The sequence below is a fragment of the Prevotella communis genome (assembly GCF_022024175.1).
Taxonomy (GTDB): Bacteria; Bacteroidota; Bacteroidia; order Bacteroidales; family Bacteroidaceae; genus Prevotella; species Prevotella communis.
Genome location: NZ_CP091794.1, coordinates 3,057,571 through 3,081,770, shown reverse-complemented (window position 1 = coordinate 3,081,770; position 24,200 = coordinate 3,057,571). Strand labels below are relative to the sequence as shown.

Here is a 24,200-nt window from a genome sequence, read left to right as displayed (position 1 = left end):
TGATATAACGTCATCGCGTTATTACGACTATTCTACTGTAAAGGCGAGGAATTTGACGGCCTTGTCTCCCATGGCCAGCATGCCGTGGGGCTTGGTGGCATCGAAATAGATGCTGTCGCCCTCTTCCAGTACGATGGTCTTGCCGGCGATATAGAGTTCCATCTTTCCTTCGAGCACCAGGTTGAACTCCTGACCTGGGTGTGAGTTCTTGTAGACCACCTGTGCCTCGGGCTTGGGTTCTACGGTGACGATGAACACGTCGGCCTTGTGGTTCACGAAACCGCCTACCAGACTCTGGTATTTATAGGCCTTCGTACGCTCGATGCTCATACCCTGCCCCTTACGTGTCACGTAGTATGACTTCATGTGAGGTGCCTCCGCGAAGATCAGCTCCTCTGTTGATACACCGTATTTGTGGGCTATCTTCATTAGGTTCGAGATAGTGATGTCCATCTCGCCTGCCTCAATCTTCTCATATTTATCCGATGAGATGCCAATGGTCTCGGCCATCTCGCTCACGGGGATATCGAGTACGTCGCGCAGTCCGCGCAAACGCTCACCAATCTGTTTCAGTTGTTCGTCCATAATCATTTTTTACTTTTCAAAGCGGTAGCCGCTCGAGCTCTGCTCGCTTTTACAAAGCTTCGCGACTAAAAGAATTTTTTCACTTTTCACTTTTCCCTATACCCTTATTTTACTCCTGCTTTCAATCCGCGAATCACAGCAGATGTGAAGCCTGCATGCTCCATCTCGTTCAGTCCCTTGATGGTCACACCACCAGGTGTGGTCACCAGGTCGATGGCAGCTTCGGGATGCAGTCCGCTGGCCTCCAGCAGTTTCACGGCGCCCAACATGGTCTGCATTACAATCTCCTTGGCCTGGTCGGCCTTGAATCCCAGTTCTACGCCACCTTCCGAGGCTGCACGCACATAGCGCATCGCATAGGCAATGCCGCAAGAGGCGAGGGTAGTGCCTGCTGCCAGGTGTGCCTCGTCGGTAATCAGCGTATTACCCATCGCATCAAAGATGGCCTTCACAGTCTCGGTGTGTGACGATTCAGTCGTCACAGGCACCAGGAACGTCATGGATGCCAGTTCTGCAATGGCGATATTGGGGATACAGAGGAACAGCGGGGGACACTGTGCTCCCAGCCACTCCTGAATGCTGGCTGATTTCACACCGGCAGCGATGACTACGAGAATCTGCTTCTCGGGGTTCAGACTGTCCTTGATACCTTTTAATACGGTCTCTACCAACCAGGGCTTTACGAATACCATCACCACGTCAGCCTCCTTTGCAGCTGCTGCGTTGTCGGTAGTGGTACGGATACCCTGTGCAGAGAATTTCTTCAGTACGACCTCAGCAGGGTCGCTTACCATCAAGTCTTTGTTGTCGAAGTAGTCGGCCTTGATCATGCCTTCTACGGTGGCGCCGCCCATGGCACCTGCGCCTATCACTGAAATTTTCATATTTATTGCGGTAGCCGCTCGAGCTCTGCTCGCTTTTACAAAGCTTCGCGACTAAAAGAAATTATTCACTTTTCACTATTCCCTTTTCCCTCATAAAGCGGCTTCCAGACGCTTTACGAACTCATCTGCTTCTGCCTTGGTGAAGGTTAATGGTGGCAACAGACGGAGTACATTCTCGCCTGAGCAGCCTGTGAAGACGTGCTGCTCGTAAACCAGGCGCTGGCGTACGGGCTTCTGTGGTGTGTAGAGCTCGATACCAATCATCAGTCCGCGACCGCGTACCTCTTTAATCTTATCGTTGTTCAGGTTGCGAATCTTCTCCATCAGGTAGTCACCCACCTCGCGGGCATTCTCCACCAGGTTCTCCTGTTCCATCACGTCGATAACCGACAAGGCTGCGGTACATGCCAGATGGTTACCTCCGAAGGTGGTACCCAACTGTCCATAGACGGCCTTGAACTCAGGTGAAATCAGCACGGCACTCATGGGGAATCCGTTGCCGATGCCCTTGGCCACGGTGATAATATCGGGTTTGATGCCCAGCCACTGGTGAGCGAAGAACTTGCCGCTTCGGCCGTAGCCACACTGTATCTCGTCACAGATCAGTACGGCACCATAGCGCTTGCAGGCATAGGCCAACTTCTGGGCAAACTCAGGTGTGGCCATCTGAATACCGCCAACACCCTGAATACACTCCAGGATAACGGCAGCGATACCCTCGCGTGTCAGTTCGCGCACCCAAGGCTCAATATCGTTGAGTGGCAGGAAGCGTACGTGGTGGTTATCATTGATGGGGGCAACAATCTTGGGGTTGTTGGTCACCTCGACGGCTAGGCTGGTACGTCCGTGGAAAGCTTTCTCGCAAGACAGCACGCGCACGTTGCCCGTCTTAAACGATGCCAGCTTCAGGGCATTCTCGTTAGCCTCGGCACCGCTGTTCACCAAAAACAGCTGATAGTCCTCGTATCCGCTAATCTTGCCCAGTCGTTCTGCCAGTTCGGCCTGAAGCTTGTTTTGTACGGAGTTGCTGTAGAAGCCTAGTGTCTGCAACTGCTGCGCCATTTTCTCTACGTAGTGGGGGTGGCAGTGGCCAATGCTGATAACGGCATGACCGCCATAAAGGTCCATGTATTCCTGACCTTTATCGTCCCATACTTTGCATCCTTTTCCCTTCACGATATTCACATCGAAAAGGGGATAAACGTCAAATAATTGCATATTGTTACGTTTTTGTTGTTATCTGCATGCAAAGTTATACAAAAATTCCGATTTAGCGAACGATTTGCAGTTTTTTTTGAATTTCAGGCGTTTCTCATGACGTAAGTAAAAATGTCCACACGGTGAGGAAAATTTTACTGATGGTTGCGAAGATGCTTTTCTTGCCCTTCTTCTTGAACATCTGGCTCACGCTGTCAAGGTATTCGTCAGGCATCACGCCGAAGGCAAACTTGAATGCCGAGTTGAAGGTGGCGGTGTTCTTGAAGCCGCTCCTGCTGGCGATGTTGTCCAGCGAGCACTCCGTGGGATCCATCAGCACCTTTGTGGCATACTCTGCGCGCAGGGAGTTGATATACTCCAGTGTTCTGTCGGGGTCGGCATAGCGCGGCACCAGTTTGCAGAATGTGTCCAGGTCTACCTCCATGAAATCAGCCAGCGCCTGCTGATCGAAATCGGGATCCGTGAAAGGCTTTTCCTTGTTGACGCGTGCATCCATCTTCACGAAGAAGGTCTGCGCCTCTTCCGTCGGGATGGGCTTGTTGGCATTCTGGCTGACCTGCTTCTCCTTCAGCTGCTTTTCCAGTTCGTCGAGCGACATGTCCTTGTCGCCCACGATGGCGCGGTAGTCGTTCAGCGCATTGAGTATGCGGTTCAACTGCTCGTTGCGACGATATACTATTCTGCTATAATGCACGCCGAAAGCTCCAGTTACCAGAAGCAGTATGATGATGCACGATAGTATCACAATGATGGTGTCGGCCTCGGCAATCGTCAATGTGCGTGCCTGGCAGGCGGTTGTTGCTATGAATAGTAATGTGGCGGTTAGGATGGTCTTCTTTCTCATAGTCTTAATCTTTAGTTAAGTTATTCATCTTATCTCTTTGTGAGATTATGTTGTTGTTTTGCAAATTTATGGATAAAAAAGCAAAAACCAAAGATGAAATGCGAAAATTTTTCATGTATTCACATAAATTAACTAAAGAGTCTGTCTTACCAACAATCTCAGCTCGTTTTCCCGTGTCAGGGGGGGGGCTTGCCAAGAATTATTAATGTTTAATCTTTTTACCTTTGTCAATTTCGGGGCTCTAGAGTGCCTTCGTGCTTCCAAACTTCCTCGTGCACTAGGAAAATTTTTCTCGCTAGTTAGGGCGCAATATTTATCCCTTATTGACGATGCAAAGGTACTCATAAAAAATGAGATAGAAGAGCAATCTTTGTCAAAAAACAAGAAAAGGTTAAGCGTGTGGTTTTTGTGATTAAGCGCGTTACAGTGTTACAGATTACAGTTAGGTTTTAAAGCTATAAATTTGGCTAAATTGAAAGTACTATTATATATAATATATATATTATATATAATAGTAAATAGTATTTACATTTTTTTTGAGCCATTTTGAGGGTATATGTAGTTGAGATTTAACTGTAATCTGTAACAACTGTAACGCGCAGCACTTTTTTGTATCAACAACAGTTAAAAATAGCACGTAAATCGGACTGAAATAGCACTCAGGAAGGTTATTTTGTGGTAATAATCAGCCATTTACATCAAAAAGTTGGCAAAAAACTTGGTCAATTCACGAAATGTTTGTACCTTTGCACCCACTTTTTGTGTACCTATGTGTGCACGTAAGTAATTCAAGTTTAACCATTTAACATTTTAAAGTCAAAAAACAGTATGATTATTGTACCAGTAAAAGAAGGCGAGAACATCGAGAAGGCCCTCAAGAAGTTTAAGAGAAAGTTCGAGAAGACAGGTGTTGTGAAAGAGCTGCGTCGTCGTCAGCAATTCGACAAGCCTTCTGTCCTGAAGCGCCTGAAGATGGAGCACGCCGTTTACGTACAGCAGCTCCGTACAAACGAGGAATAAGCATTTTTTTCTCGAAAAATTTGGTAGATTCATAAAATTTCCGTAAATTCGTTGCCGAAAACTATGATAAGTTAGTGCAACGCTTTATGATTGACCAATTTCTCGACTATCTGCGCTACGAGCGAAATCGCAGCGAGCTGACAGTAAAAAGGTATGAGGACAGTCTGCGAGACTTCCAGAAATACTTCGAGGAAACAGAGGAGGGGCTCAGTTGGGTATCGGTAGATGCCGACGTCATCCGAGGATGGATGGAGAGTCTCATGGACAGGGGCAACAATGCCTCGACCGTGAATACAGGGCTATCGGCCCTGCGCTCTTTTTTCAGATACGCCCTCGCAAGAAAGTTGGTCAACAAGGATCCGGCTCACATGATAACCGGTCCCAAGAAGCGGAAGCCACTGCCGCAATTCGTAAAGGAGGAGGAGATAAACCAACTTCTGGATAAAACGGAATGGGGAGTTGATTATAAAGATGTACGTGCGCGTACAATTATTATAATACTCTACGAGGCAGGACTTAGACGTAGCGAACTGATAGGGCTAAACGATAGCGACGTGGATCTGGATGCCATGCAACTTAAGGTTACCGGCAAAAGAAACAAGCAGCGCATCATCCCTTTCGGTAAAGAACTGGCAGAGCAGTTGGGGCAGTATATAGCTTGCCGCGACGAGGAGATAGTAAAACGCTCGGAAGCACTCTTCCTTAATAACAAAGGAGAAAGAATATCCGAAGCAGAGGTCTACAGCACAGTGAGGGAGAACCTGGCGAAGGTAACAACGCTGAAGAAGAAATCACCCCACGTACTGAGACACAGTTTTGCAACAGCCATGCTCAACCACGACGCAGGACTGGAAAGCGTAAGGAAACTCCTGGGGCATGAAAGCCTGGAGACAACACAAATTTACACGCACACAACGTTCGAGCAGTTAAAGCGAGTTTACAAAGAGGCCCTTCCGAGGGACTAGAGCTTTATAGTTTAACTTTTTAAAATTGGAGGTAACTATGGAAATTAAGATTCAGTCGATCCATTTCGACGCTACCGAGAAGTTAGAGGCGTTCATCGAAAAGAAGGTCGCCAAGTTAGAAAAGTCGTACGAAGATATACAGAAAGTTGAGGTGCAATTAAAGGTCGTAAAGCCTGCTACTGCCCAGAATAAGGAAGCCAGCATACAAGTTGCGGTACCCGGAAATACACTGAGAGTAGAGAAGACAAGCGACACATTTGAAGAAAGTATAGACCTCTGCGTTGACTCAATGAGGGCTCAACTGCAGAAATTCAAGGAAAAATTGAGAAATTACTAAAAAAAACTCTAGAAAAGTTTTGGTAATTCAAAAATAAGTCGTAACTTTGCAGCCGTTTTCCAACAGGTCGTAAATCTGAAGAGAGAGCGGCTGCTTAGAAAAGCCTCTTTAGCTCAGTTGGCCAGAGCACGTGATTTGTAATCTCGGGGTCGTTGGTTCGAATCCGACAAGAGGCTCAAGTGGAGCGAAAAAGCAAGCGCGCGACTAGTTGGGACGCAAAGATTTGGGTGTTTTCCAGAGTGGCCAAATGGGGCAGACTGTAAATCTGCTGTCTTTCGACTTCGGTGGTTCGAATCCATCAGCACCCACTCTCAAGAGATGTTTTTGCGGAAATAGCTCAGTTGATAGAGCACTAGCCTTCCAAGCTGGGGGTCGCGGGTTTGAGCCCCGTTTTCCGCTCTATAAACATGCTGTAATAGCTCAGTGGTAGAGCACTTCCTTGGTAAGGAAGAGGTCCTGAGTTCAACTCTCAGTTACAGCTCTCTCTCTGAGGATTGTAAGGAGGAGCAAAAACAACACGTAATATAAACAAATTTTATAAAAACAAAAAACAATGGCAAAAGAGACATTTGTGCGCACCAAACCGCACGTAAACATCGGTACTATTGGTCACGTTGACCACGGTAAGACAACTCTGACCGCTGCTATCACCACTGTACTGGCTAAGGCTGGTCTTTCTGAGGTGAAGTCATTCGACCAGATCGACAATGCTCCCGAGGAGAAGGAGCGTGGTATTACTATTAACACCGCTCACGTTGAGTACGAGACCAAGCTGCGTCACTACGCTCACGTGGACTGCCCGGGACACGCCGACTATGTGAAGAACATGGTAACTGGTGCTGCTCAGATGGATGGTGCTATCCTCGTAGTTGCTGCAACTGACGGTCCTATGCCTCAGACTCGTGAGCACGTTCTGCTCGCTCGTCAGGTAAACGTTCCCCGTCTGGTTGTATTCCTGAACAAGTGTGATATGGTTGAGGATGAGGAGATGCTGGAGCTCGTTGAGATGGAGGTCCGCGAGATTCTGGAGCAGTATGAGTTCGAGGATGAGACTCCTATCATTCGTGGCTCTGCCCTCGGTGCTCTGAACGGCGTTGAGAAGTGGGAGCAGAAGGTTATGGAGCTTATGGATACTTGCGACACTTGGATTCAGGAGCCTCCTCGTGCTACCGACAAGCCTTTCCTGATGCCTGTTGAGGACGTATTCTCAATCACAGGTCGTGGTACTGTAGCTACTGGTCGTATCGAGACTGGTGTTATCCACGTTGGTGATGCTGTTGAACTGCTCGGTCTTGGTGAGGACAAGAACTCAGTTGTAACTGGTGTCGAGATGTTCCGTAAGATCCTGGATGAGGGTCAGGCTGGTGATAACGTAGGTCTGCTGCTCCGTGGTATCGACAAGAACGAGATCAAGCGTGGTATGGTGCTCTGCCATCCCGGACAGATCAAGCCATTCAAGAAGTTCAAGGCTTCTATCTACGTACTGAAGAAGGAAGAGGGTGGTCGTCACACTCCATTCGGAAACAAGTATCGTCCTCAGTTCTACCTCCGCACCATGGACTGCACCGGTGAGATCACTCTGCCAGAGGGTGTTGAGATGGTAATGCCTGGTGACAACGTTGAGATTACTGTTGAGTTGATCTATGCCGTTGCTCTGAACAAGGGTCTGCGTTTCGCTATCCGTGAGGGTGGTCGTACTGTAGGTTCTGGCCAGATCACAGAGGTATACGAAGACTAAGACTAGGAAACTAGTAAGACTAGCGAAAGCTAGTTGTTACTAGGATTCGATAAAAATCAAGCCCCCGCTTACGGGTGGGGGCTTACTTACGGGAATAGCTCAGTTGGTAGAGCATCGGTCTCCAAAACCGAGGGTCGTGGGTTCGAGTCCTCCTTCCCGTGCAAAAAGAAAGAATAGAAGATGAAGAAGTTTTTCAACTATTGCAAAGTGTGCTACGATGAGTTAGCTCACAAAGTAACATGGCCGACGATGAAGGAATTGACTGGCAGTGCAGTGCTTGTACTGACAGCATCAGTTATTATTGCCTTGGTGGTGTTCGGCATGGATTTGACATTTGAGAAATTGATGAGTTTGGTATATCCAGGCTAATACACTATAGAGATAGGAAATGGCAGAGACTGGAAAGAAATGGTATGTCCTGAAAGCTGTTAGCGGAAAAGAGGGCAAAGTAAAAGAGTATCTAGAGGCATTGATGAAAAATAATCAGGCTCTGGCTGACGCAGTCGGTCAGATTCTTTTGCCCACAGAGAAATATGCCCAGCTGCGTAATGGCAAACGTGTAGTCAAGGAGAAATTGTTCCTCCCTGGCTATGTGCTTGTGGAAGCTCGTCTCGATGGTGAGATTGCTCACACACTCCGCTTCATTCCTAATGTGCTTGGCTTCCTCGGTGGTATGGATAATCCTAGCCCCGTTCGTCAGGCTGACATCAACCGCATCCTCGGTACAGTAGAAGATACTGCTATCCGCACGGAAGAGGTTACAATACCTTACGTCCTTGATGAGGCCGTTAAGGTGACCGATGGTCCTTTCAGTGGATTCAGCGGTGTGATTGAAGAGATTAATGCTGAGAAGCGCAAGCTGAAGGTAACAGTAAAGATTTTCGGACGCAAGACTCCTTTGGAGCTTGGATTTAATCAAGTAGAGAAAGAATAGAGCGTAGTTACGTGCGCCGTTCTAGTATACGGTCTAAGAGGCTTCCACTCTTCGACTTATATGCAAATCATTCAAAATTAACAAACAGAAATGGCTAAAGAAGTTGCTGGATTAATCAAATTACAGATTAAAGGTGGCGCTGCGAATCCCTCACCTCCCGTAGGACCTGCATTGGGTTCAAAGGGTATCAATATCATGGGATTCTGCAAAGAGTTCAACGCCAGAACCCAGGATAAGGCAGGTAAGATTCTTCCTGTCGTTATTACTTACTACGCCGACAAGTCATTCAGTTTCGTCATCAAAACTCCTCCCGCAGCTGTTCAGTTGCTCGAGGCTGCCAAGGTAAAGAGCGGAAGCGCAGAGCCTAACCGTAAGAAGGTGGCTACTGTAACCTGGGATCAGGTACGTGCTATTGCCGAGGACAAGATGGCTGACCTCAACTGTTTTACAATTGAGTCTGCAATGAAGCTGATTGCTGGTACGGCTCGCAGTATGGGTATTACTGTAAAAGGGGATTTCCCTGGTGAATAACAAATAACTTCAATTTTAAGACAATGAGTAAACTGACAAAAAATCAAAAGTTGGTAGCTGATAAGGTTGAAGCAGGGAAAGCATACTCTTTGAAGGAAGCAGCCGCATTGGTGAAGGAAATTACCACAACCAAGTTCGATGCTTCTGTTGATATCGATGTACGCTTGGGCGTTGACCCACGCAAGGCCAACCAGATGGTTCGCGGTGTAGTATCACTGCCGAACGGAACTGGTAAGGTAACTCGTGTGCTCGCCCTCTGTACTCCTGATCAGGAGGCTGCCGCTAAGGAAGCTGGTGCCGACTATGTTGGTCTCGATGAATATATCGAAAAGATCAAGGGCGGTTGGACCGATATTGATGTAATCATTACAATGCCCTCATGCATGGGTAAGTTGGGTCCCTTGGGTCGTGTTCTCGGTCCTCGCGGTTTGATGCCTAACCCCAAGAGTGGCACTGTTACTATGGACGTTGCAAAAGCAGTGAAGGAAGTTAAGCAGGGTAAGATTGACTTTAAAGTTGACAAGGCCGGTATCGTGCACACGTCAATTGGTAAAATCAACTTCAATGCTGATCAGATCTTTGAGAATGCAAAAGAGTTTATCTCTACGATTATCAAGCTGAAGCCCGCCGCTGCTAAGGGTACTTATATCAAGAGTATCTTCCTTTCAAGCACTATGAGTAAGGGTATCAAGGTAGATCCTAAATCAGTTGAATAACTCGTTAAAAGATTAGACAAATGAAAAAGGAAATAAAAGATACTATTATCGTAGAACTTGGAGAGAAATTGAAGCAGTATCCTCACTTCTATCTGGTTGACCTGACCGGACTGGATGCTGAGAAGACAAGCGACCTGCGTCGTAAGTGCTTCAAGAACGAAATCAAGATGGTGGTCGTAAAGAACACCCTGCTCCACAAGGCTTTTGAGGCTTCGGAGATTGATTTCTCTCCCCTGTATGACTGCTTGAAGGGCAACACTGCTGTGATGTTCGCAAACACAGCTAATGTTCCCGCCAAACTCCTCAAGGAATATAAGAAGGAAGGTATCCCCGCATTGAAGGGTGCCTATGCTGAGGAAAGCATCTTTGTTGGTGCTGACAAACTGGAAGAGTTGGTTGCTATCAAGAGCAAGAACGAGCTTATCGCCGAAGTTGTGGCTCTGCTGCAGTCGCCGATCAAGAATGTTGTTTCTGGCTTGAACGCCGGTGGCAAGGTCCACGGTCTGCTTGACGCTATCGCTGAGCGTAACAAATAAGCGAAAAAGTAAATTCATTAACATTAAAAACAATTAAAAAATTTAAATAAAATGGCAGATATCAAAGCTATTGCAGAAGAGTTGGTAAACCTTACTGTAAAAGAAGTTAACGAGTTGGCAACAGTCCTGAAGGACGAGTATGGAATTGAGCCTGCTGCTGCAGCCGTTGCTGTAGCTGCTGGTCCTGCTGCTGGTGGCGCTGCTCCCGCAGCTGAGGAGAAGACATCTTTCGATGTTATCCTGAAAGAGGCCGGTGCTGCTAAACTGCAGGTTGTAAAGGCTGTTAAGGAAGCTTGCGGTCTTGGTCTGAAGGAAGCTAAGGATCTCGTAGACGGTGCTCCCGCTACCGTTAAGGAGGGTCTGAGCAAGGAAGAGGCTGAGAACCTGAAGAAGACCATCGAGGCCGCTGGTGCCGTGGTTGAGCTGAAGTAATTCAGAAAACAACAATAACACTATGGTTGGGAGCTCTCCAGTAGAGGGTTCCCGACCATTTTCTTGTCTCTTCTAGTCAGAACTAGTTTAACTAGGTATGACTAGTAAAGCTAGTTTCACTAGAAAACAATAACCCACATTATTCATTTATGACTTCGAAAGTAATAGACAACAGAGTAAACTTTGGCAGCGTCAAGAACCCGATGCCGTTACCGGATTTCCTCGATGTACAATTAAAGTCTTTCAAGGACTTCCTGCAGTTGGACACTCCGCCTGAGGAACGCAAGAACGACGGTCTGTATAAGGTTTTCGCCGAGAACTTCCCTATCACAGATACGCGTAACAACTTCGTACTTGAGTTCCTGGATTACTATATTGACCCACCCCGTTACACCATCGACGAGTGTTTGGAGCGTGGTCTGACCTATAGCGTACCTCTTAAGGCTAAACTGAAACTTTACTGCACGGATCCCGATCACGAGGATTTCGGTACAGTGATTCAGGATGTATTCCTTGGTCCTATCCCCTACATGACGGCCAACGGTACATTCGTTATCAACGGTGCAGAACGTGTCGTTGTATCACAGTTGCACCGTTCACCCGGTGTATTCTTCGGTCAGAGCGTACATGCCAACGGTTCGCTGCTGTACTCAGCCCGTATCATCCCCTTCAAGGGTTCATGGATTGAGTTCGCAACAGACATCAACAACGTGATGTATGCCTATATCGACCGTAAGAAGAAGTTGCCTGTTACTACCTTGCTCCGTGCCATCGGTTTCGAGACCGATAAGGACATTCTGCAGATCTTCGACCTGGCAGAGGAAGTAAAGGTTACAAAGAAAGGATTGAAAGAAGTCATCGGTTGCAAGCTCGCAGCCCGTGTGCTGAAGAGTTGGAACGAGGACTTTGTAGATGAAGATACTGGTGAAGTAGTTTCTATCGAGCGTAATGAGGTAATCATGGATCGTGAGACTGAGATTACAGAAGATAACATCATGGACATCCTGGAGAGCGGTGCTGCTACTATCTTGGTTCACAAGAATGAGGCAACGGCTCAGGATTTCTCAATCATCTTCAACACACTGGCAAAAGACCCCAGTAACTCTGAGAAAGAGGCTGTGCTCTATATCTACCGTCAGCTGCGTAATGCAGATCCTGCCGATGATGCCAGTGCACGTGAAGTTATCCAGAACCTGTTCTTCTCAGACAAGCGTTACGACCTGGGTGATGTAGGTCGTTACCGCATCAACAAGAAGTTGGGACTGGACACCGAGATGGATGTCCGCGTTCTGACCAAGGAAGATATCATTGAGATTATCAAATACCTGATTCAGCTGATTAACTCAAAGGCTGCCGTTGACGATATTGACCACCTGTCAAACCGTCGTGTGCGCACCGTTGGTGAGCAGCTGTCAAATCAGTTCTCTATCGGTCTGGCCCGTATGAGCCGCACCATCCGTGAGCGCATGAACGTGCGTGACAACGAGGTGTTCACCCCGATGGACCTCATTAACGCAAAAACCATTTCAAGCGTTATCAACTCGTTCTTCGGAACCAACCCATTGTCACAGTTCATGGACCAGACGAACCCTCTGGCCGAGGTGACCCACAAGCGTCGTCTCTCTGCCCTGGGTCCTGGCGGTCTGAGTCGTGAGCGTGCCGGTTTCGAGGTTCGTGACGTACACTATACACACTATGGTCGTCTGTGTCCTATCGAGAGCCCTGAAGGACCTAACATCGGTCTGATTTCTTCACTCTGCGTCTATGCAAAGATCAATGAGCTGGGCTTCATCGAGACACCATACCGTAAGGTAGAGAATGGTGTGGCCAACCTGAATGATGACGGTATCGTCTACCTCACCGCTGAGGAAGAGGAGAACTTCATCATCGGTCAGGGTAACGCACCTCTGAACGACGATGGTACCTTTATCCGTCCTGTCGTAAAATGTCGTCAGGATGCCGACTTCCCCGTGGTACCTCCCACAGAGGTTAACCTCATGGATGTATCTCCCCAGCAGATTGCCTCTATCGCTGCATCACTTATTCCTTTCTTGGAGCACGACGATGCTCACCGTGCACTGATGGGATCTAACATGATGCGCCAGGCAGTACCTCTGCTCCACAACGAGGCACCTATCGTAGGTACCGGTATCGAGAAGCAGGTCTGCGAAGACTCTCGTACCATGGTAACCGCCGAGGGTGACGGTGTGATTGAATATGTTGACGCTACAACCATCCGCATCCTCTATGACCGTACAGAGGACGAGGAGTTCGTCAGTTTCGAACCCGCCATGAAGGAATACCGTATTCCTAAGTTCCGCCGTACCAACCAGAACATGACCATCGACCTGCGTCCTATCTGTAACAAGGGCCAGCGCGTGAAGAAGGGTGATATCCTGACTGAGGGTTATGCCACTGAGAACGGTGAGCTGGCACTGGGTCGTAACCTGCTCGTGGCTTACATGCCTTGGAAGGGTTACAACTATGAGGATGCTATCGTGCTCAACGAGCGTATTGTCCGTGAGGACGTGCTCACCTCTGTACACGTGGACGAGTACTCACTCGACGTACGTGAGACCAAGCGTGGTGTGGAAGAGTTCACCTCTGATATTCCTAACGTGAGCGAAGAGGCCACCAAGGACCTCGACGAGAACGGTGTGATCCGTGTCGGTGCCCGCGTAGAGCCAGGAGATATCCTGATTGGTAAGATTTCACCTAAGGGTGAGAGCGATCCTTCACCTGAGGAGAAGTTGCTCCGCGCCATCTTCGGTGACAAGGCCGGTGACGTGAAGGACTCTTCACTGAAGGCCAACCCATCACTGAGTGGTGTCATCATCGACAAGAAGCTCTTTGCCCGTGCCATCAAGACCCGTCAGACCAAGCAGCAGGATAAGATTGTGCTGGCTAAGATCGACGAGGAGTACCAGGCAAAGGTTGACGACCTGAAGGACATCCTGGTTGACAAGCTGATGGAGCTCACAAAGGGTAAGACCTCACAGGGCGTGAAGGACTACACCGGTGCAGAGGTTATCTCTAAGGGTTCTAAGTTCACCATGACAGCCCTGAAGAACCTGGAGTACGGTGATATCCAGACCAACAAGTGGACAAATGACGAGCACAAGAACGAACTTATCGGTCAGCTCATCATCAACTATATGAAGAAGTACAAACTGCTGGATGCTGAGATGAAGCGTAAGAAGTTTGCCATCACCATTGGTGACGAACTGCCCTCAGGCATTCTGCAGATGGCCAAGGTTTACGTTGCCAAGAAGCGTAAGATCGGTGTGGGTGATAAGCTCGCCGGTCGTCACGGTAACAAGGGTATCGTTTCTAAGGTCGTACGTCAGGAGGATATGCCATTCCTCGAGGATGGTCGTCCCGTAGACTTGGTACTGAACCCTCTGGGTGTGCCTTCTCGTATGAACCTCGGTCAGATCTTCGAGGCTATCCTCGGTGCTGCCGGTAAGCGTCTCGGCGTGAAGTTCGCTACACCTATCTTCGACGGTGCAAAACTTGAAGACCTCGCAGAATGGACCGACAAGGCAGGTCTGCCACGCCTCTGCTCTACCCACCTGTATGACGGTGAGACCGGTGAGCGTTTCGACCAGCCTGCAACAGTAGGTATCACCTACTTCCTGAAACTGGGTCACATGGTTGAGGACAAGATGCACGCCCGTTCTATCGGTCCGTACTCACTCATCACTCAGCAGCCTCTTGGTGGTAAGGCCCAATTCGGTGGTCAGCGTTTTGGTGAGATGGAAGTCTGGGCACTGGAGGCCTTTGGTGCCAGCCATGTGCTTCAGGAGATTCTGACTATTAAGTCTGATGATACCGTAGGTCGTTCTAAGGCTTACGAGGCTATCGTGAAGGGTGAGCCCATGCCAACACCAGGCATTCCTGAGTCACTCAACGTGCTGCTGCACGAGTTGCGTGGTCTGGGTCTGAGCGTAACTCTCGACTAAGTGAATGGATAATTGAAAATTGAAAATTGATAATTTGAAATATGGCTTTCAAGAAAGATTCAAAGACAAGAAATAATTTCACCAAGATTACCATCGGTCTTGCTTCACCCGAGCAGATCCTTGAGAATTCATTTGGCGAGGTTACGAAGCCTGAGACCATCAACTATCGTACATACAAGCCCGAGCGCGACGGTCTGTTCTGTGAGCGTATCTTCGGTCCTACCAAGGACTATGAGTGCGCCTGCGGTAAGTACAAGCGCATCCGCTACAAGGGTATCGTGTGCGACCGTTGTGGTGTTGAGGTGACCGAGAAGAAGGTGCGCCGTGAGCGCAGCGGACACATCGAACTGGTAGTGCCCATTGCCCACATCTGGTATTTCCGCAGCCTGCCCAACAAGATTGGCTATCTGCTGGGACTGCCCACCAAGAAGCTCGACGCAATCATTTACTATGAGCGCTATGTTGTGATTCAGCCAGGTGCCCTCGAGGGCCGCAAGGATGCCGAAGGCAATCCTCTGCTGGGTTCACAGAAGTTCGACCTGCTCTCTGAGGAGGAGTACAATGATATCATCGACAATCAGCTGTCAGAGGATAACTACTATCTGGACGACAGCGATCCCAATAAGTTCGTAGCCAAGATGGGTGCCGAGGCTATCTACGACCTGCTTCAGCAGCTCGACCTCGACTCACTGTCATACGAACTGCGCGACCGTGCCAATACCGACTCTTCACAGCAGCGTAAGAACGAGGCTCTGAAGCGTCTGCAGGTAGTAGAGGCCTTCCGTTCATCAGTAGAGAAAGGTATCAACCGTCCTGAGTGGATGATTATGAAGATACTGCCCGTGACTCCTCCTGAGTTGCGTCCTCTGGTGCCCCTGGATGGTGGTCGTTTCGCCACATCCGACCTGAACGACCTCTATCGTCGTGTGATTATCCGTAACAACCGTCTGAAGCGCCTGATGGAGATTCATGCTCCTGAGGTGATTCTGCGAAACGAGAAGCGTATGCTGCAGGAGGCTGTAGACTCACTCTTCGATAACAGCCGTAAGTCATCGGCCGTGAAGAGCGACAGCAACCGTCCTCTGAAGTCACTCTCTGACTCACTGAAGGGTAAGCAGGGTCGTTTCCGTCAGAACTTGCTGGGTAAGCGTGTTGACTACTCAGCCCGTTCGGTTATCGTCGTAGGTCCTGAGCTGAAGATGGGTGAGTGCGGTCTGCCTAAGCTGATGGCTGCCGAGCTCTACAAGCCATTCATCATCCGTAAGCTCATCGAGCGCGGTATTGTGAAGACGGTGAAGAGCGCCAAGAAGATCGTTGACCGTCGTGAGCCCGTGATCTGGGATATCCTGGAGAACGTGATGAAGGGTCACCCCGTGATGCTGAACCGTGCACCAACACTGCACCGTCTGGGTATCCAGGCCTTCCAGCCCAAGCTGATTGAGGGTAAGGCTATCCAGTTGCACCCACTGGCATGTACCGCGTTCAACGCCGACTTCGACGGTGACCAGATGGCTGTTCACCTTCCCCTGTCAAACGAGGCTATCCTCGAGACCCAGCTGTTGATGCTCCAGAGCCACAACATCCTGAATCCTGCCAACGGTGCACCTATCACCGTGCCTTCACAGGATATGGTGCTCGGTCTTTACTATATCACCAAGATTCGTCCAGGTGCCAAGGGTGAGGGTCTCTCATTCTACGGTCCGGAGGAAGCTATCATCGCCCACAACGAGGGTAAGTGCGACCTGCACGCCCAGGTGAAGGTGATGGTTGACGATGTGGTTGACGGCATCAAGGTACGTCATCAGGTAGAGACTTCTGTAGGTCGTGTCATCGTGAATGGCATCGTTCCTAAGGAGGTAGGCTATGTCAATAAGGTTATTTCTAAGAAGAGTCTGCGCGACATCATCGCCGACGTTATCAAGAACGTAGGTTTCGCCGAGGCTTGCGAGTTCCTGGATGGTATCAAGAACCTGGGTTACCGCATGGCCTACCTGGCTGGTCTGTCGTTCAACCTCGACGACATCATTATTCCTAAGGAGAAGGCAGAGCTTATCGCCAAGGGTAATGAAGAGGTGCAGCAGATTACCGACAACTATAACATGGGTTTCATCACCGACAACGAGCGTTACAACCAGGTTATCGATACATGGACCCACGTGAACAACGATATCGGTAACATCCTGATGAAGGAGATGACCGAGGCTGACCAGGGCTTCAACGCCGTATTCATGATGCTTGACTCTGGTGCCCGTGGTAGTAAGGACCAGATCAAACAGCTCTCTGGTATCCGTGGTCTGATGGCTAAGCCTCAGAAAGCCGGTGCCGAGGGTCACCAGATTATTGAGAACCCAATTCTGTCAAACTTCAAGGAAGGTATGTCTGTGCTGGAGTACTTCATCTCTACCCACGGTGCCCGTAAGGGTCTTGCCGATACCGCCATGAAGACCGCCGACGCTGGTTACCTGACCCGTCGTCTGGTTGACGTTTCTCACGATGTGATTATCAATGAGGAAGACTGTGGTACACTGCGTGGTCTGGAGTGCACAGCCCTGAAGAGTGGCGACGAGGTTATCTCTTCACTGTCTGAGCGTATCCTGGGTCGTGTCAGCGTGCACGACGTGGTGAACCCCAAGACTGGTGAGGTTATCGTACCTGCCGGTGAGGAGATTACCGAGGCTAAGGCCGACATGATTGAGAAGGCTGAGATCGAGATGGTTGAAATCCGTTCTGTGCTCACTTGTGAGTCAAAGAAGGGTGTCTGCATGAAGTGTTACGGACGCAACCTGGCTACCCGCCGCATGGTACAGAAGGGTGAGGCTGTAGGTGTGATTGCCGCACAGGCTATCGGTGAGCCTGGTACTCAGCTGACTCTGCGTACGTTCCACGCCGGTGGTGTGGCTGCCAACGCCGCAGCAAACGCAACTATCGTATGTAAGTACGAGTCAGCCCGTATCGAATTCGAAGAGGTTCGTACCGTACCATTCGATGAGGAAGGACGTGATTGTGAGATGGTAGTGAGCCGTCTGGGTGAAATGCGTTTTGTTGACCCCAACACCAAGATTGTGCTGTCAACTGTCAACGTGCCTTACGGTTCTTCACTCTACTTCAAGAATGGTGACGTGGTTGCCAAGGGTGACAAGATTGCCCAGTGGGACCCCTTCAACGCCGTTATCGTAACCGAGTACGCAGGTACCCTGAAGTTCAACGACGTTATTGAAGGTGTTACCTTCCGTGCCGAGACCGACGAAACCACCGGTCTGACAGAAAAGATCGTTACCGAGTCTAAGGACAAGACCAAGGTTCCTACCTGTGACATCCTCGATGCCAACGGTGAGAAGATTGGTACCTATAACTTCCCTGTGGGTGGTCACGTAGTTGTTGAGGACGGTCAAACAGTGAAGACTGGTGAGACCCTCGTCAAGATTCCTCGTGCAGCTGCCAAGGGTGGTGATATTACCGCCGGTCTGCCTCGTGTTACCGAGCTGTTCGAGGCTCGTAACCCATCTAACCCCGCTATCGTATCAGAAATCGACGGTGAGGTAACCATGGGTAAGGTAAAGCGTGGTAACCGTGAGATTATCGTTACCTCAAAGACTGGCGACCAGCGCAAGTACCTCGTATCTCTGTCAAAGCAGATCCTGGTACAGGAGCACGACGCCGTGCGCGCAGGTACACCTCTGTCAGACGGTGCCATCACCCCAAGCGACATCCTCGCCATCAAGGGTCCCACCGCCGTGCAGGAGTATATCGTTAATGAGGTACAGGACGTGTACCGTCTGCAGGGTATCAAGATCAACGACAAGCACTTCGAGATCATCGTACGTCAGATGATGCGCAAGGTGCAGATCAACGACCCGGGCGATACCTCATTCCTCGAGAGCGACATCATCGACAAGCTCGACTTCGCTGAAGAGAACGACCGTATCTGGGGTAAGAAGGTGGTTACCGATGCCGGTGACTCTGAGACCTTGCAGAAGGGTCAGATCGTAACAGCCCGTCGTCTGCGCGATGAGAACACCTCACTGAAGCGCCGTGACCTGCGTACCGTTCAGGTGCGTGATGCAGTGCCCGCAACGTCAACTCAGATCCTGCAGGGTATCACCCGTGCAGCTCTGCAGACCAAGTCGTTCATGTCGGCTGCTTCGTTCCAGGAGACCACGAAGGTGCTCAACGAGGCCGCTATCCGCGGTAAGCAGGACTTCCTGGAGGGTATGAAGGAGAACGTGATCTGCGGTCACCTGATTCCTGCCGGTACCGGTCTGCGTGAGTTCGAGAAGATTATTGTAGGTTCCAAGGAGGAGTACGAGCGTATGCAGGCTAACCGCAAAAACGTGCTCGACTTTGCCGAGGATGCAGTGATCGACGAGCAATAAAAGTATACATATTTAATTCATATTCAAAAAGGATGCGTTCTTCACCGGACGCATCTTTTTTTTATGCACAAAAGCCAAAGTTTATGCATAAAAATTTGGATATATGCAAAAATAGTTGTACTTTTGCATCGCAAATCTGAATAAATATACCAATATGAAGGATAAGAAGAATAGATTGGAAGCATTGAGGCTGATTATTTCAAGCCAGCAGATGGGTAGTCAGGAAGAGTTGTTGAACGCACTGCAGAACGAGGGCTTCAACTTGACACAGGCCACGCTGAGCCGTGACTTGAAGCAACTGAAGGTTGCCAAGGCTGCCACCATGAGCGGCAACTACGTCTACGTACTCCCCAACGAGTCCATGTACAAGCGCGTAAGCACCCATTCTTCTGTCCGCGAGATGATGCAGATGCCAGGTTTCATCAGCATCAATTTCTCAGGCAACATGGGCGTCATCAAGACGCGTCCTGGCTATGCCAGTGCCATTGCCTGGAACATTGACCGCAGCGACATCCCCGAGATTCTGGGCACCATTGCCGGCGACGACAATATCTTTATCGTCATCAAGGAAGGCGTGAGCCACAGGGAAATCACCGAGGCGCTGAAGGAGGTCGTCCCCAATTTGAAATAAATGTTGACCCTTAAATAAGAAATGGAAAAAGAAGAAATTGAAGTACTTGTAGCCCGTCCTGAGCACGAGATCTATGTAGACACCATCCTCGACACCATCGCCGAGGCAGCTAAGGTACGCGGCACAGGTATTGCCAAGCGCACTCACGAATATGTAGCAAAGAAGATGGCCGAGGCCAAGGCCGTTATCGCCCTGACAAAAGACGGTCGCTTTGCTGGATTCAGTTATATCGAGACATGGGAGAACCAACAATACGTGACCACCTCGGGTCTTATCGTACATCCCGATTTCCGCGGTCTCCACATCGCCAAGCGCATCAAGGACCTCACCTTCACGCTGGCCCGCACCCGTTGGCCCCACGCCAAGATTTTCTCGCTGACCAGCGGTGCCGCCGTGATGAAGATGAACACCGCCCTGGGCTACCAGCCTGTGACTTTCGGCGACCTGACCGACGACGAGGCCTTCTGGAAAGGTTGCGAGGGCTGTGTGAACTATCCCGTGCTGAAAGAGCGCAACCGCAAGTTCTGTATCTGCACCGCCATGCTGTTCGACCCCACAGAACACCTGCCGTGCAAACTCAGTGAGGACGTACTCTCACGTATCAGGCATTTACAGGAATTAGAAGAACAATCAAGATAAAAGAAGTATGAGCAAGAAGAAAGTCGTAGTAGCATTCAGCGGAGGTCTCGACACCTCCTACACCGTGATGAAACTGGCCCAGGACGGGTACGAAGTATATGCAGCCTGTGCCAATACCGGCGGTTTCAGCGCTGAACAGTTGAAGAAGAATGAAGAGAACGCCTACAAACTGGGCGCCGTGCAATACGTGACCCTCGACGTCACACAGGAGTATTACGCCAAGTCACTGAAATACATGATTTTCGGTAACGTGCTGCGTAACAACTGTTACCCCATCTCCGTTTCCAGTGAGCGTATCTTCCAGGCTATCGCCATCGCCCGCTATGCCAATGAGATTGGTGCCGATGCCATTGCGCACGGTTCTACCGGTGCCGGCAACGACCAGATCCGTTTCGACATGACCTTCCTCGTGATGGCTCCCGGCGTGGAGATTATCACCCTGACACGCGACAAGAAGCTCACGCGTAAGGAAGAGGTCGACTTCCTCAATGAGCATGGATTCTTTGCCGACTTCACCAAACTGAAGTATTCTTACAACGTAGGTATCTGGGGCACCTCTATCTGCGGTGGCGAACTGCTCGACCCCACTCAGGGCCTTCCCGAGGATGCCTACCTGAAGCATGTCACGGCCAAGGAACAGGAAGCCCTGCTGAAGATTACCTTCGATAAGGGTGAGATCGTGGCTGTCAACGGCGAGCAGTTCGACGATAAGATCAAGGCTATCCAGAAGATTGAGGAGATCGGTGCCAGCTACGCCATCGGCCGTGATGCCAACGTGGGCGATACCATCATCGGTATCAAGGGCCGCGTAGGTTTCGAGGCTGCCGCTCCTAAGCTCATCATTGAGGCCCACCGCCTGCTGGAGAAGTCAACCCTCTCTAAGTGGCAGCAGTACTGGAAGGACCAGGTGGCCAACTGGTACGGCATGTTCCTCCACGAGAGTCAGTACCTGGAGCCCGTGATGCCTGATATCGAGGCGATGCTCACCTCTTCTCAGCGCAATGTCACCGGTACCGCCATCCTGAAGCTCCGTCCCTTCGGTTTCGAGACCGTAGGCATCGATTCTGCCAACGACCTGACGAAGTCTAAACTCGGCGAGTATGGTGAGACCCAGACTGGTTGGACTGCCGACGAGGCCAAGGGCTTCATCAAGGTCAGCTCTACGCCACTCCGCGTGTACTACGGTATCCACAAGGACGAGAAGAGATGATCCGACACAAAGAGTTCATAAAACTACAACGGGGGTGCATCTGGTGATGCATCCCCGTTGATTTGTTATCTCATGTATGTCCCGTACTTATTCCTCTGCCTTGGGCAGGTGGAAACGGTACTTGTTGCAGAACAGTTCCTTCACTGTATTGATCTCCAGGAACTTCGTACCGCCGCACTCACGCACGTTACCACTCAGGTAGGCAATCTTGTCATCGTCTTCCACATAACCCTTCTGGCGCAACATACGTACTGCGGCCATAAACAATGTCTCGCTGTCGATATGACCCTTCTGATAGACGGGAATCACACCGTAGCTCAGCGCCAGCAGACGCTGCAGCTTGTCGTTGTAACAGATAGCCAGCACAGGGTTAGGACCACGGAAAGCTGCCAGCGAACGGGCAGTAAGACCTGTCAGTGAGTCGGTGATAATACCCTTTACACCCAGTTTCTCTGTAGCCTCGATAGCACTGTGCGACATAAACTCATGGATGTCACAGTTGGCCGACAGCGGGATCTCGATATCGTTCTCGCGCAACTTGTCACGCTCGGCCTGCTCGGCAATCTGCGCCATCGTCGTCACAGCCTCCACCGGATACTTACCCGTAGCTGTCTCGCCCGAGAGCATCAGCGCGTCCGTACGGTAATAGATGGCGTTGGCGATATCAGTCACCTCGGCACGCGTAGGACGGGGATTCTGAATCATGGAGTGCAACATCTGGGTAGCCACGATAACAGGCTTCTTGGCCTGCACACACTTACGGATGATGCGGCGCTGAATACCGGGGATGCGCTCTATGGGCACCTCAATACCAAGGTCACCACGGGCAATCATGATACCATACGATGCTGCAATGATCTCATCGATATTGTCGACACCCTCCTGATTCTCTATCTTCGAAATAATCTTGATATCTGAGTTGTTGGCATCGAGGATATCCTGCACGGCCTTCACGTCGGCAGCCGAGCGCACAAACGAGTGGGCAATAAACTCGATATCCAGCTCTATGGCCAGCATGATGTTCTTACGGTCCTTCTCGGTGAGCGCAGGCAGGTCTATGTGCACACCGGGCACGTTCACGCTCTTCTTGGACCCCAGGACACCGTCATTCTGCACCTGGGCCACCACCTGTGGACCACTGATGCCAATCACCTGCATGTCGATGGCACCGTCGTCAAAGAGGATATGACAGCCTTCATGCACATCAGCCGCGAAATTGGCGTAGGTCACGTTGATGATGTCGTGCGTCGTGTTCATCTCGGGACGTCCGAAAATCTTCACCACGTCGCCCGTCTTGTACTGAATCGGTTCGTCACAGGCGGTCGTTCTCACCTCAGGACCCTTCGTATCTATCAGGATGCCAATGTGATGGCTCACTTCCCGCACATTCTTCACAATCTGGCGGATACCCTCCTCTGAAGCGTGTGCAGTGTTCATGCGCACCACGTTCATACCGGCGTTGAAAAGCGCGCGTATAAACTCCGGGTCACATCTTCTGTCACTAATTGAGGCAACGATTTTTGTCTGTTTCATAGCTAATACCTTTGAATTTGGTACAAAGGTACAAAAAATCCTCGGAAAACAGGCACAAAGTTTGCCACTTTGTAGATTTATTAGTATCTTTGCGCCTCAAACGAACATAAAAACAACAATTTTTAGCACCTAGAACAGCAATGGAAAGAATAAAGATTGGAATACTGGGAGCTGCAGGCTACACTGGTGGTGAACTCATCCGTGTGCTGCTCAACCATCCCCAGGCAGAGATCGTCTTTGCCAATTCTGAGAGCAACGCAGGCAACCCCGTGAGCGACGTCCATGAGGGACTCGTAGGCGAGACCGACCTGAAGTTCACCGACCAGATGCCTTTCGACCAGGTCGACGTGGTCTTCTTCTGCTTCGGCCACGGCAAGAGCGAGGCCTTCCTCAAGGAGCACACCATCCCCGCCAACGTGAAGATTATCGATCTGGCACAGGACTTCCGCATTGCCGGCACGCACGACTACATTTACGGACTGCCTGAGACCCATCGCGATACCATCAGCAAGGCCCAGCACCTGGCTAACCCCGGCTGCTTTGCCACCTGTATCCAACTGGCCATGCTGCCTGCCCTGAAGGCTGGCATTATCAGCGGCGATATCCATGTCAACGGTATCACCGGCAGCACCGGTGCTGGACAGAAGCCCGGGGCCACCACCCATTTCTCTTGGCGCAACGATAACTGTTCGGTTTACAAGACCTTCACCCACCAGCACCTGCTGGAGATCAACCAGACGGTGCAGGAACTGGCTCCCGGCTACGACGGTCGTGTGCTGTTCATCCCCCAGCGCGGCTGCTTTGCGCGCGGCATCTTCGTTACCGCCTATGCGAAGTGCGACAAGTCCCTGGAAGAGGTGCAGCAGATCTATGCCGACTACTACAAGGATGCCGCCTTCACCCATTTCGTCACTAAGAGTCCCGACCTCAAGCAGGTGGTCAACACCAACAAGGCCGTGGTCTATGTAGAGAAGTACGAGGATCAGCTCCTCATGATTTCCTGCATTGACAACCTTCTGAAGGGCGCCGTTGGTCAGGCCGTGCAGAATATGAACATCATGTTCGGCATCGACGAGACCGCAGGTCTCCGACTCAAAGCCAGCGCATTCTAA

21 protein-coding genes and 5 tRNA genes are annotated in these 24,200 nt (G+C 50.2%); 21 read left to right on the top strand and 5 right to left on the bottom strand.

The window, feature by feature from the left end; genetic code table 11:
- Nucleotides 1-27: 27 nt before the first annotated feature.
- From L6466_RS12345 to L6466_RS12330, 4 genes are all read right to left on the bottom strand, one after another.
- Complete coding sequence (locus L6466_RS12345) at nucleotides 28-585, bottom strand: helix-turn-helix domain-containing protein (RefSeq protein ID WP_091818844.1); 558 nt, start codon at nucleotides 583-585, stop codon at nucleotides 28-30.
- 104 nt (nucleotides 586-689) lie between these two features.
- Nucleotides 690-1,469, bottom strand: a complete 780-nt coding sequence (locus L6466_RS12340; protein WP_091818836.1) for a pyrroline-5-carboxylate reductase family protein — start codon at nucleotides 1,467-1,469, stop codon at nucleotides 690-692.
- 90 nt (nucleotides 1,470-1,559) lie between these two features.
- Entirely contained in the window at nucleotides 1,560-2,687 is a 1,128-nt protein-coding gene (locus tag L6466_RS12335; protein ID WP_237802701.1) for an aspartate aminotransferase family protein, read from the bottom strand.
- 94 nt (nucleotides 2,688-2,781) lie between these two features.
- The gene (locus L6466_RS12330) at nucleotides 2,782-3,531 is read right to left on the bottom strand and encodes a helix-turn-helix domain-containing protein (protein ID WP_237802702.1); all 750 of its coding nucleotides are present in this window, start codon (nucleotides 3,529-3,531) and stop codon (nucleotides 2,782-2,784) included.
- An 828-nt stretch (nucleotides 3,532-4,359) separates the two neighbouring features.
- On the opposite strand from L6466_RS12330, the gene rpsU reads away from it, so the two are divergent.
- The 20 genes from rpsU to L6466_RS12230 all read left to right on the top strand — a co-directional run bounded on the left by rpsU (nucleotide 4,360) and on the right by L6466_RS12230 (nucleotide 21,555).
- Nucleotides 4,360-4,551 carry a 30S ribosomal protein S21 gene (gene rpsU / locus L6466_RS12325; protein ID WP_028902393.1) on the top strand — a complete coding sequence of 64 codons (192 nt, stop codon included), beginning with the start codon at nucleotides 4,360-4,362 and terminating at the stop codon, nucleotides 4,549-4,551.
- 86 nt (nucleotides 4,552-4,637) lie between these two features.
- Nucleotides 4,638-5,516 (top strand): tyrosine-type recombinase/integrase, encoded by an 879-nt coding sequence (locus L6466_RS12320; RefSeq protein WP_237802703.1) that lies wholly within the window; start codon nucleotides 4,638-4,640, stop codon nucleotides 5,514-5,516.
- A gap of 37 nt (nucleotides 5,517-5,553) precedes the next feature.
- Nucleotides 5,554-5,853: a ribosome hibernation-promoting factor, HPF/YfiA family gene (hpf, locus tag L6466_RS12315; protein ID WP_091814743.1), complete on the top strand. Its 300-nt coding sequence runs from the start codon at nucleotides 5,554-5,556 to the stop codon at nucleotides 5,851-5,853.
- Nucleotides 5,854-5,955: 102 nt separating this feature from the next.
- Nucleotides 5,956-6,029, top strand: a tRNA-Thr gene (locus L6466_RS12310).
- Between the two features lie 49 nt (nucleotides 6,030-6,078).
- A tRNA-Tyr gene (locus L6466_RS12305) sits at nucleotides 6,079-6,161 on the top strand.
- An 18-nt stretch (nucleotides 6,162-6,179) separates the two neighbouring features.
- Nucleotides 6,180-6,252: transfer RNA gene (locus tag L6466_RS12300), tRNA-Gly, on the top strand.
- Nucleotides 6,253-6,262: 10 nt separating this feature from the next.
- A tRNA-Thr gene (locus L6466_RS12295) sits at nucleotides 6,263-6,334 on the top strand.
- Between the two features lie 72 nt (nucleotides 6,335-6,406).
- Nucleotides 6,407-7,591 (top strand): elongation factor Tu, encoded by a 1,185-nt coding sequence (tuf, locus tag L6466_RS12290; RefSeq protein WP_091814739.1) that lies wholly within the window; start codon nucleotides 6,407-6,409, stop codon nucleotides 7,589-7,591.
- 88 nt (nucleotides 7,592-7,679) lie between these two features.
- Nucleotides 7,680-7,752: transfer RNA gene (locus tag L6466_RS12285), tRNA-Trp, on the top strand.
- A gap of 19 nt (nucleotides 7,753-7,771) precedes the next feature.
- Nucleotides 7,772-7,960 carry a preprotein translocase subunit SecE gene (gene secE / locus L6466_RS12280; protein ID WP_091814736.1) on the top strand — a complete coding sequence of 63 codons (189 nt, stop codon included), beginning with the start codon at nucleotides 7,772-7,774 and terminating at the stop codon, nucleotides 7,958-7,960.
- Between the two features lie 19 nt (nucleotides 7,961-7,979).
- A complete protein-coding gene (gene nusG, locus L6466_RS12275) occupies nucleotides 7,980-8,525 on the top strand; it encodes a transcription termination/antitermination protein NusG (RefSeq protein ID WP_091814733.1) in 546 nt (181 codons plus the stop codon).
- Between the two features lie 90 nt (nucleotides 8,526-8,615).
- On the top strand, nucleotides 8,616-9,056 hold the full coding sequence (gene rplK / locus L6466_RS12270; RefSeq protein ID WP_091814730.1) for a 50S ribosomal protein L11: 441 nt from the start codon (nucleotides 8,616-8,618) through the stop codon (nucleotides 9,054-9,056).
- Between the two features lie 23 nt (nucleotides 9,057-9,079).
- Complete coding sequence (gene rplA, locus L6466_RS12265) at nucleotides 9,080-9,772, top strand: 50S ribosomal protein L1 (RefSeq protein WP_091814727.1); 693 nt, start codon at nucleotides 9,080-9,082, stop codon at nucleotides 9,770-9,772.
- Nucleotides 9,773-9,792: 20 nt separating this feature from the next.
- Nucleotides 9,793-10,308 (top strand): 50S ribosomal protein L10, encoded by a 516-nt coding sequence (gene rplJ / locus L6466_RS12260; protein WP_091814724.1) that lies wholly within the window; start codon nucleotides 9,793-9,795, stop codon nucleotides 10,306-10,308.
- A 51-nt stretch (nucleotides 10,309-10,359) separates the two neighbouring features.
- Entirely contained in the window at nucleotides 10,360-10,740 is a 381-nt protein-coding gene (gene rplL, locus L6466_RS12255) for a 50S ribosomal protein L7/L12 (RefSeq protein ID WP_091814722.1), read from the top strand.
- Nucleotides 10,741-10,889: 149 nt separating this feature from the next.
- Complete coding sequence (gene rpoB, locus L6466_RS12250; RefSeq protein ID WP_091814719.1) at nucleotides 10,890-14,702, top strand: DNA-directed RNA polymerase subunit beta; 3,813 nt, start codon at nucleotides 10,890-10,892, stop codon at nucleotides 14,700-14,702.
- 41 nt (nucleotides 14,703-14,743) lie between these two features.
- Entirely contained in the window at nucleotides 14,744-19,075 is a 4,332-nt protein-coding gene (gene rpoC / locus L6466_RS12245; RefSeq protein WP_091814716.1) for a DNA-directed RNA polymerase subunit beta', read from the top strand.
- A 154-nt stretch (nucleotides 19,076-19,229) separates the two neighbouring features.
- On the top strand, nucleotides 19,230-19,706 hold the full coding sequence (gene argR / locus L6466_RS12240) for an arginine repressor (protein WP_091814713.1): 477 nt from the start codon (nucleotides 19,230-19,232) through the stop codon (nucleotides 19,704-19,706).
- 21 nt (nucleotides 19,707-19,727) lie between these two features.
- On the top strand, nucleotides 19,728-20,345 hold the full coding sequence (locus L6466_RS12235) for a GNAT family N-acetyltransferase (protein WP_091814709.1): 618 nt from the start codon (nucleotides 19,728-19,730) through the stop codon (nucleotides 20,343-20,345).
- A gap of 7 nt (nucleotides 20,346-20,352) precedes the next feature.
- Nucleotides 20,353-21,555: an argininosuccinate synthase gene (locus L6466_RS12230; RefSeq protein ID WP_237794623.1), complete on the top strand. Its 1,203-nt coding sequence runs from the start codon at nucleotides 20,353-20,355 to the stop codon at nucleotides 21,553-21,555.
- A gap of 87 nt (nucleotides 21,556-21,642) precedes the next feature.
- Here L6466_RS12230 and pyk read toward each other — a convergent pair whose 3' ends face one another.
- Complete coding sequence (pyk, locus tag L6466_RS12225; protein WP_091851013.1) at nucleotides 21,643-23,088, bottom strand: pyruvate kinase; 1,446 nt, start codon at nucleotides 23,086-23,088, stop codon at nucleotides 21,643-21,645.
- Nucleotides 23,089-23,228: 140 nt separating this feature from the next.
- On the opposite strand from pyk, the gene argC reads away from it, so the two are divergent.
- Nucleotides 23,229-24,200, top strand: a complete 972-nt coding sequence (gene argC / locus L6466_RS12220) for an N-acetyl-gamma-glutamyl-phosphate reductase (protein WP_237802704.1) — start codon at nucleotides 23,229-23,231, stop codon at nucleotides 24,198-24,200.

Coding starts and splice junctions, on each gene's coding strand:
- rplL (WP_091814722.1), top strand. CDS start 10,360: ATGGCAGATATCAAAGCTATTGCAGAAGAGTTGGTAAACCTTACTGTA.
- hpf (WP_091814743.1), top strand. CDS start 5,554: ATGGAAATTAAGATTCAGTCGATCCATTTCGACGCTACCGAGAAGTTA.
- rplJ (WP_091814724.1), top strand. CDS start 9,793: ATGAAAAAGGAAATAAAAGATACTATTATCGTAGAACTTGGAGAGAAA.
- rplK (WP_091814730.1), top strand. CDS start 8,616: ATGGCTAAAGAAGTTGCTGGATTAATCAAATTACAGATTAAAGGTGGC.
- L6466_RS12235 (WP_091814709.1), top strand. CDS start 19,728: ATGGAAAAAGAAGAAATTGAAGTACTTGTAGCCCGTCCTGAGCACGAG.
- secE (WP_091814736.1), top strand. CDS start 7,772: ATGAAGAAGTTTTTCAACTATTGCAAAGTGTGCTACGATGAGTTAGCT.
- L6466_RS12335 (WP_237802701.1), bottom strand. CDS start 2,687: ATGCAATTATTTGACGTTTATCCCCTTTTCGATGTGAATATCGTGAAG.
- rplA (WP_091814727.1), top strand. CDS start 9,080: ATGAGTAAACTGACAAAAAATCAAAAGTTGGTAGCTGATAAGGTTGAA.
- L6466_RS12230 (WP_237794623.1), top strand. CDS start 20,353: ATGAGCAAGAAGAAAGTCGTAGTAGCATTCAGCGGAGGTCTCGACACC.
- argC (WP_237802704.1), top strand. CDS start 23,229: ATGGAAAGAATAAAGATTGGAATACTGGGAGCTGCAGGCTACACTGGT.
- tuf (WP_091814739.1), top strand. CDS start 6,407: ATGGCAAAAGAGACATTTGTGCGCACCAAACCGCACGTAAACATCGGT.
- L6466_RS12320 (WP_237802703.1), top strand. CDS start 4,638: ATGATTGACCAATTTCTCGACTATCTGCGCTACGAGCGAAATCGCAGC.
- argR (WP_091814713.1), top strand. CDS start 19,230: ATGAAGGATAAGAAGAATAGATTGGAAGCATTGAGGCTGATTATTTCA.
- rpoB (WP_091814719.1), top strand. CDS start 10,890: ATGACTTCGAAAGTAATAGACAACAGAGTAAACTTTGGCAGCGTCAAG.
- rpoC (WP_091814716.1), top strand. CDS start 14,744: ATGGCTTTCAAGAAAGATTCAAAGACAAGAAATAATTTCACCAAGATT.
- L6466_RS12340 (WP_091818836.1), bottom strand. CDS start 1,469: ATGAAAATTTCAGTGATAGGCGCAGGTGCCATGGGCGGCGCCACCGTA.
- L6466_RS12345 (WP_091818844.1), bottom strand. CDS start 585: ATGGACGAACAACTGAAACAGATTGGTGAGCGTTTGCGCGGACTGCGC.
- L6466_RS12330 (WP_237802702.1), bottom strand. CDS start 3,531: ATGAGAAAGAAGACCATCCTAACCGCCACATTACTATTCATAGCAACA.
- pyk (WP_091851013.1), bottom strand. CDS start 23,088: ATGAAACAGACAAAAATCGTTGCCTCAATTAGTGACAGAAGATGTGAC.
- rpsU (WP_028902393.1), top strand. CDS start 4,360: ATGATTATTGTACCAGTAAAAGAAGGCGAGAACATCGAGAAGGCCCTC.
- nusG (WP_091814733.1), top strand. CDS start 7,980: ATGGCAGAGACTGGAAAGAAATGGTATGTCCTGAAAGCTGTTAGCGGA.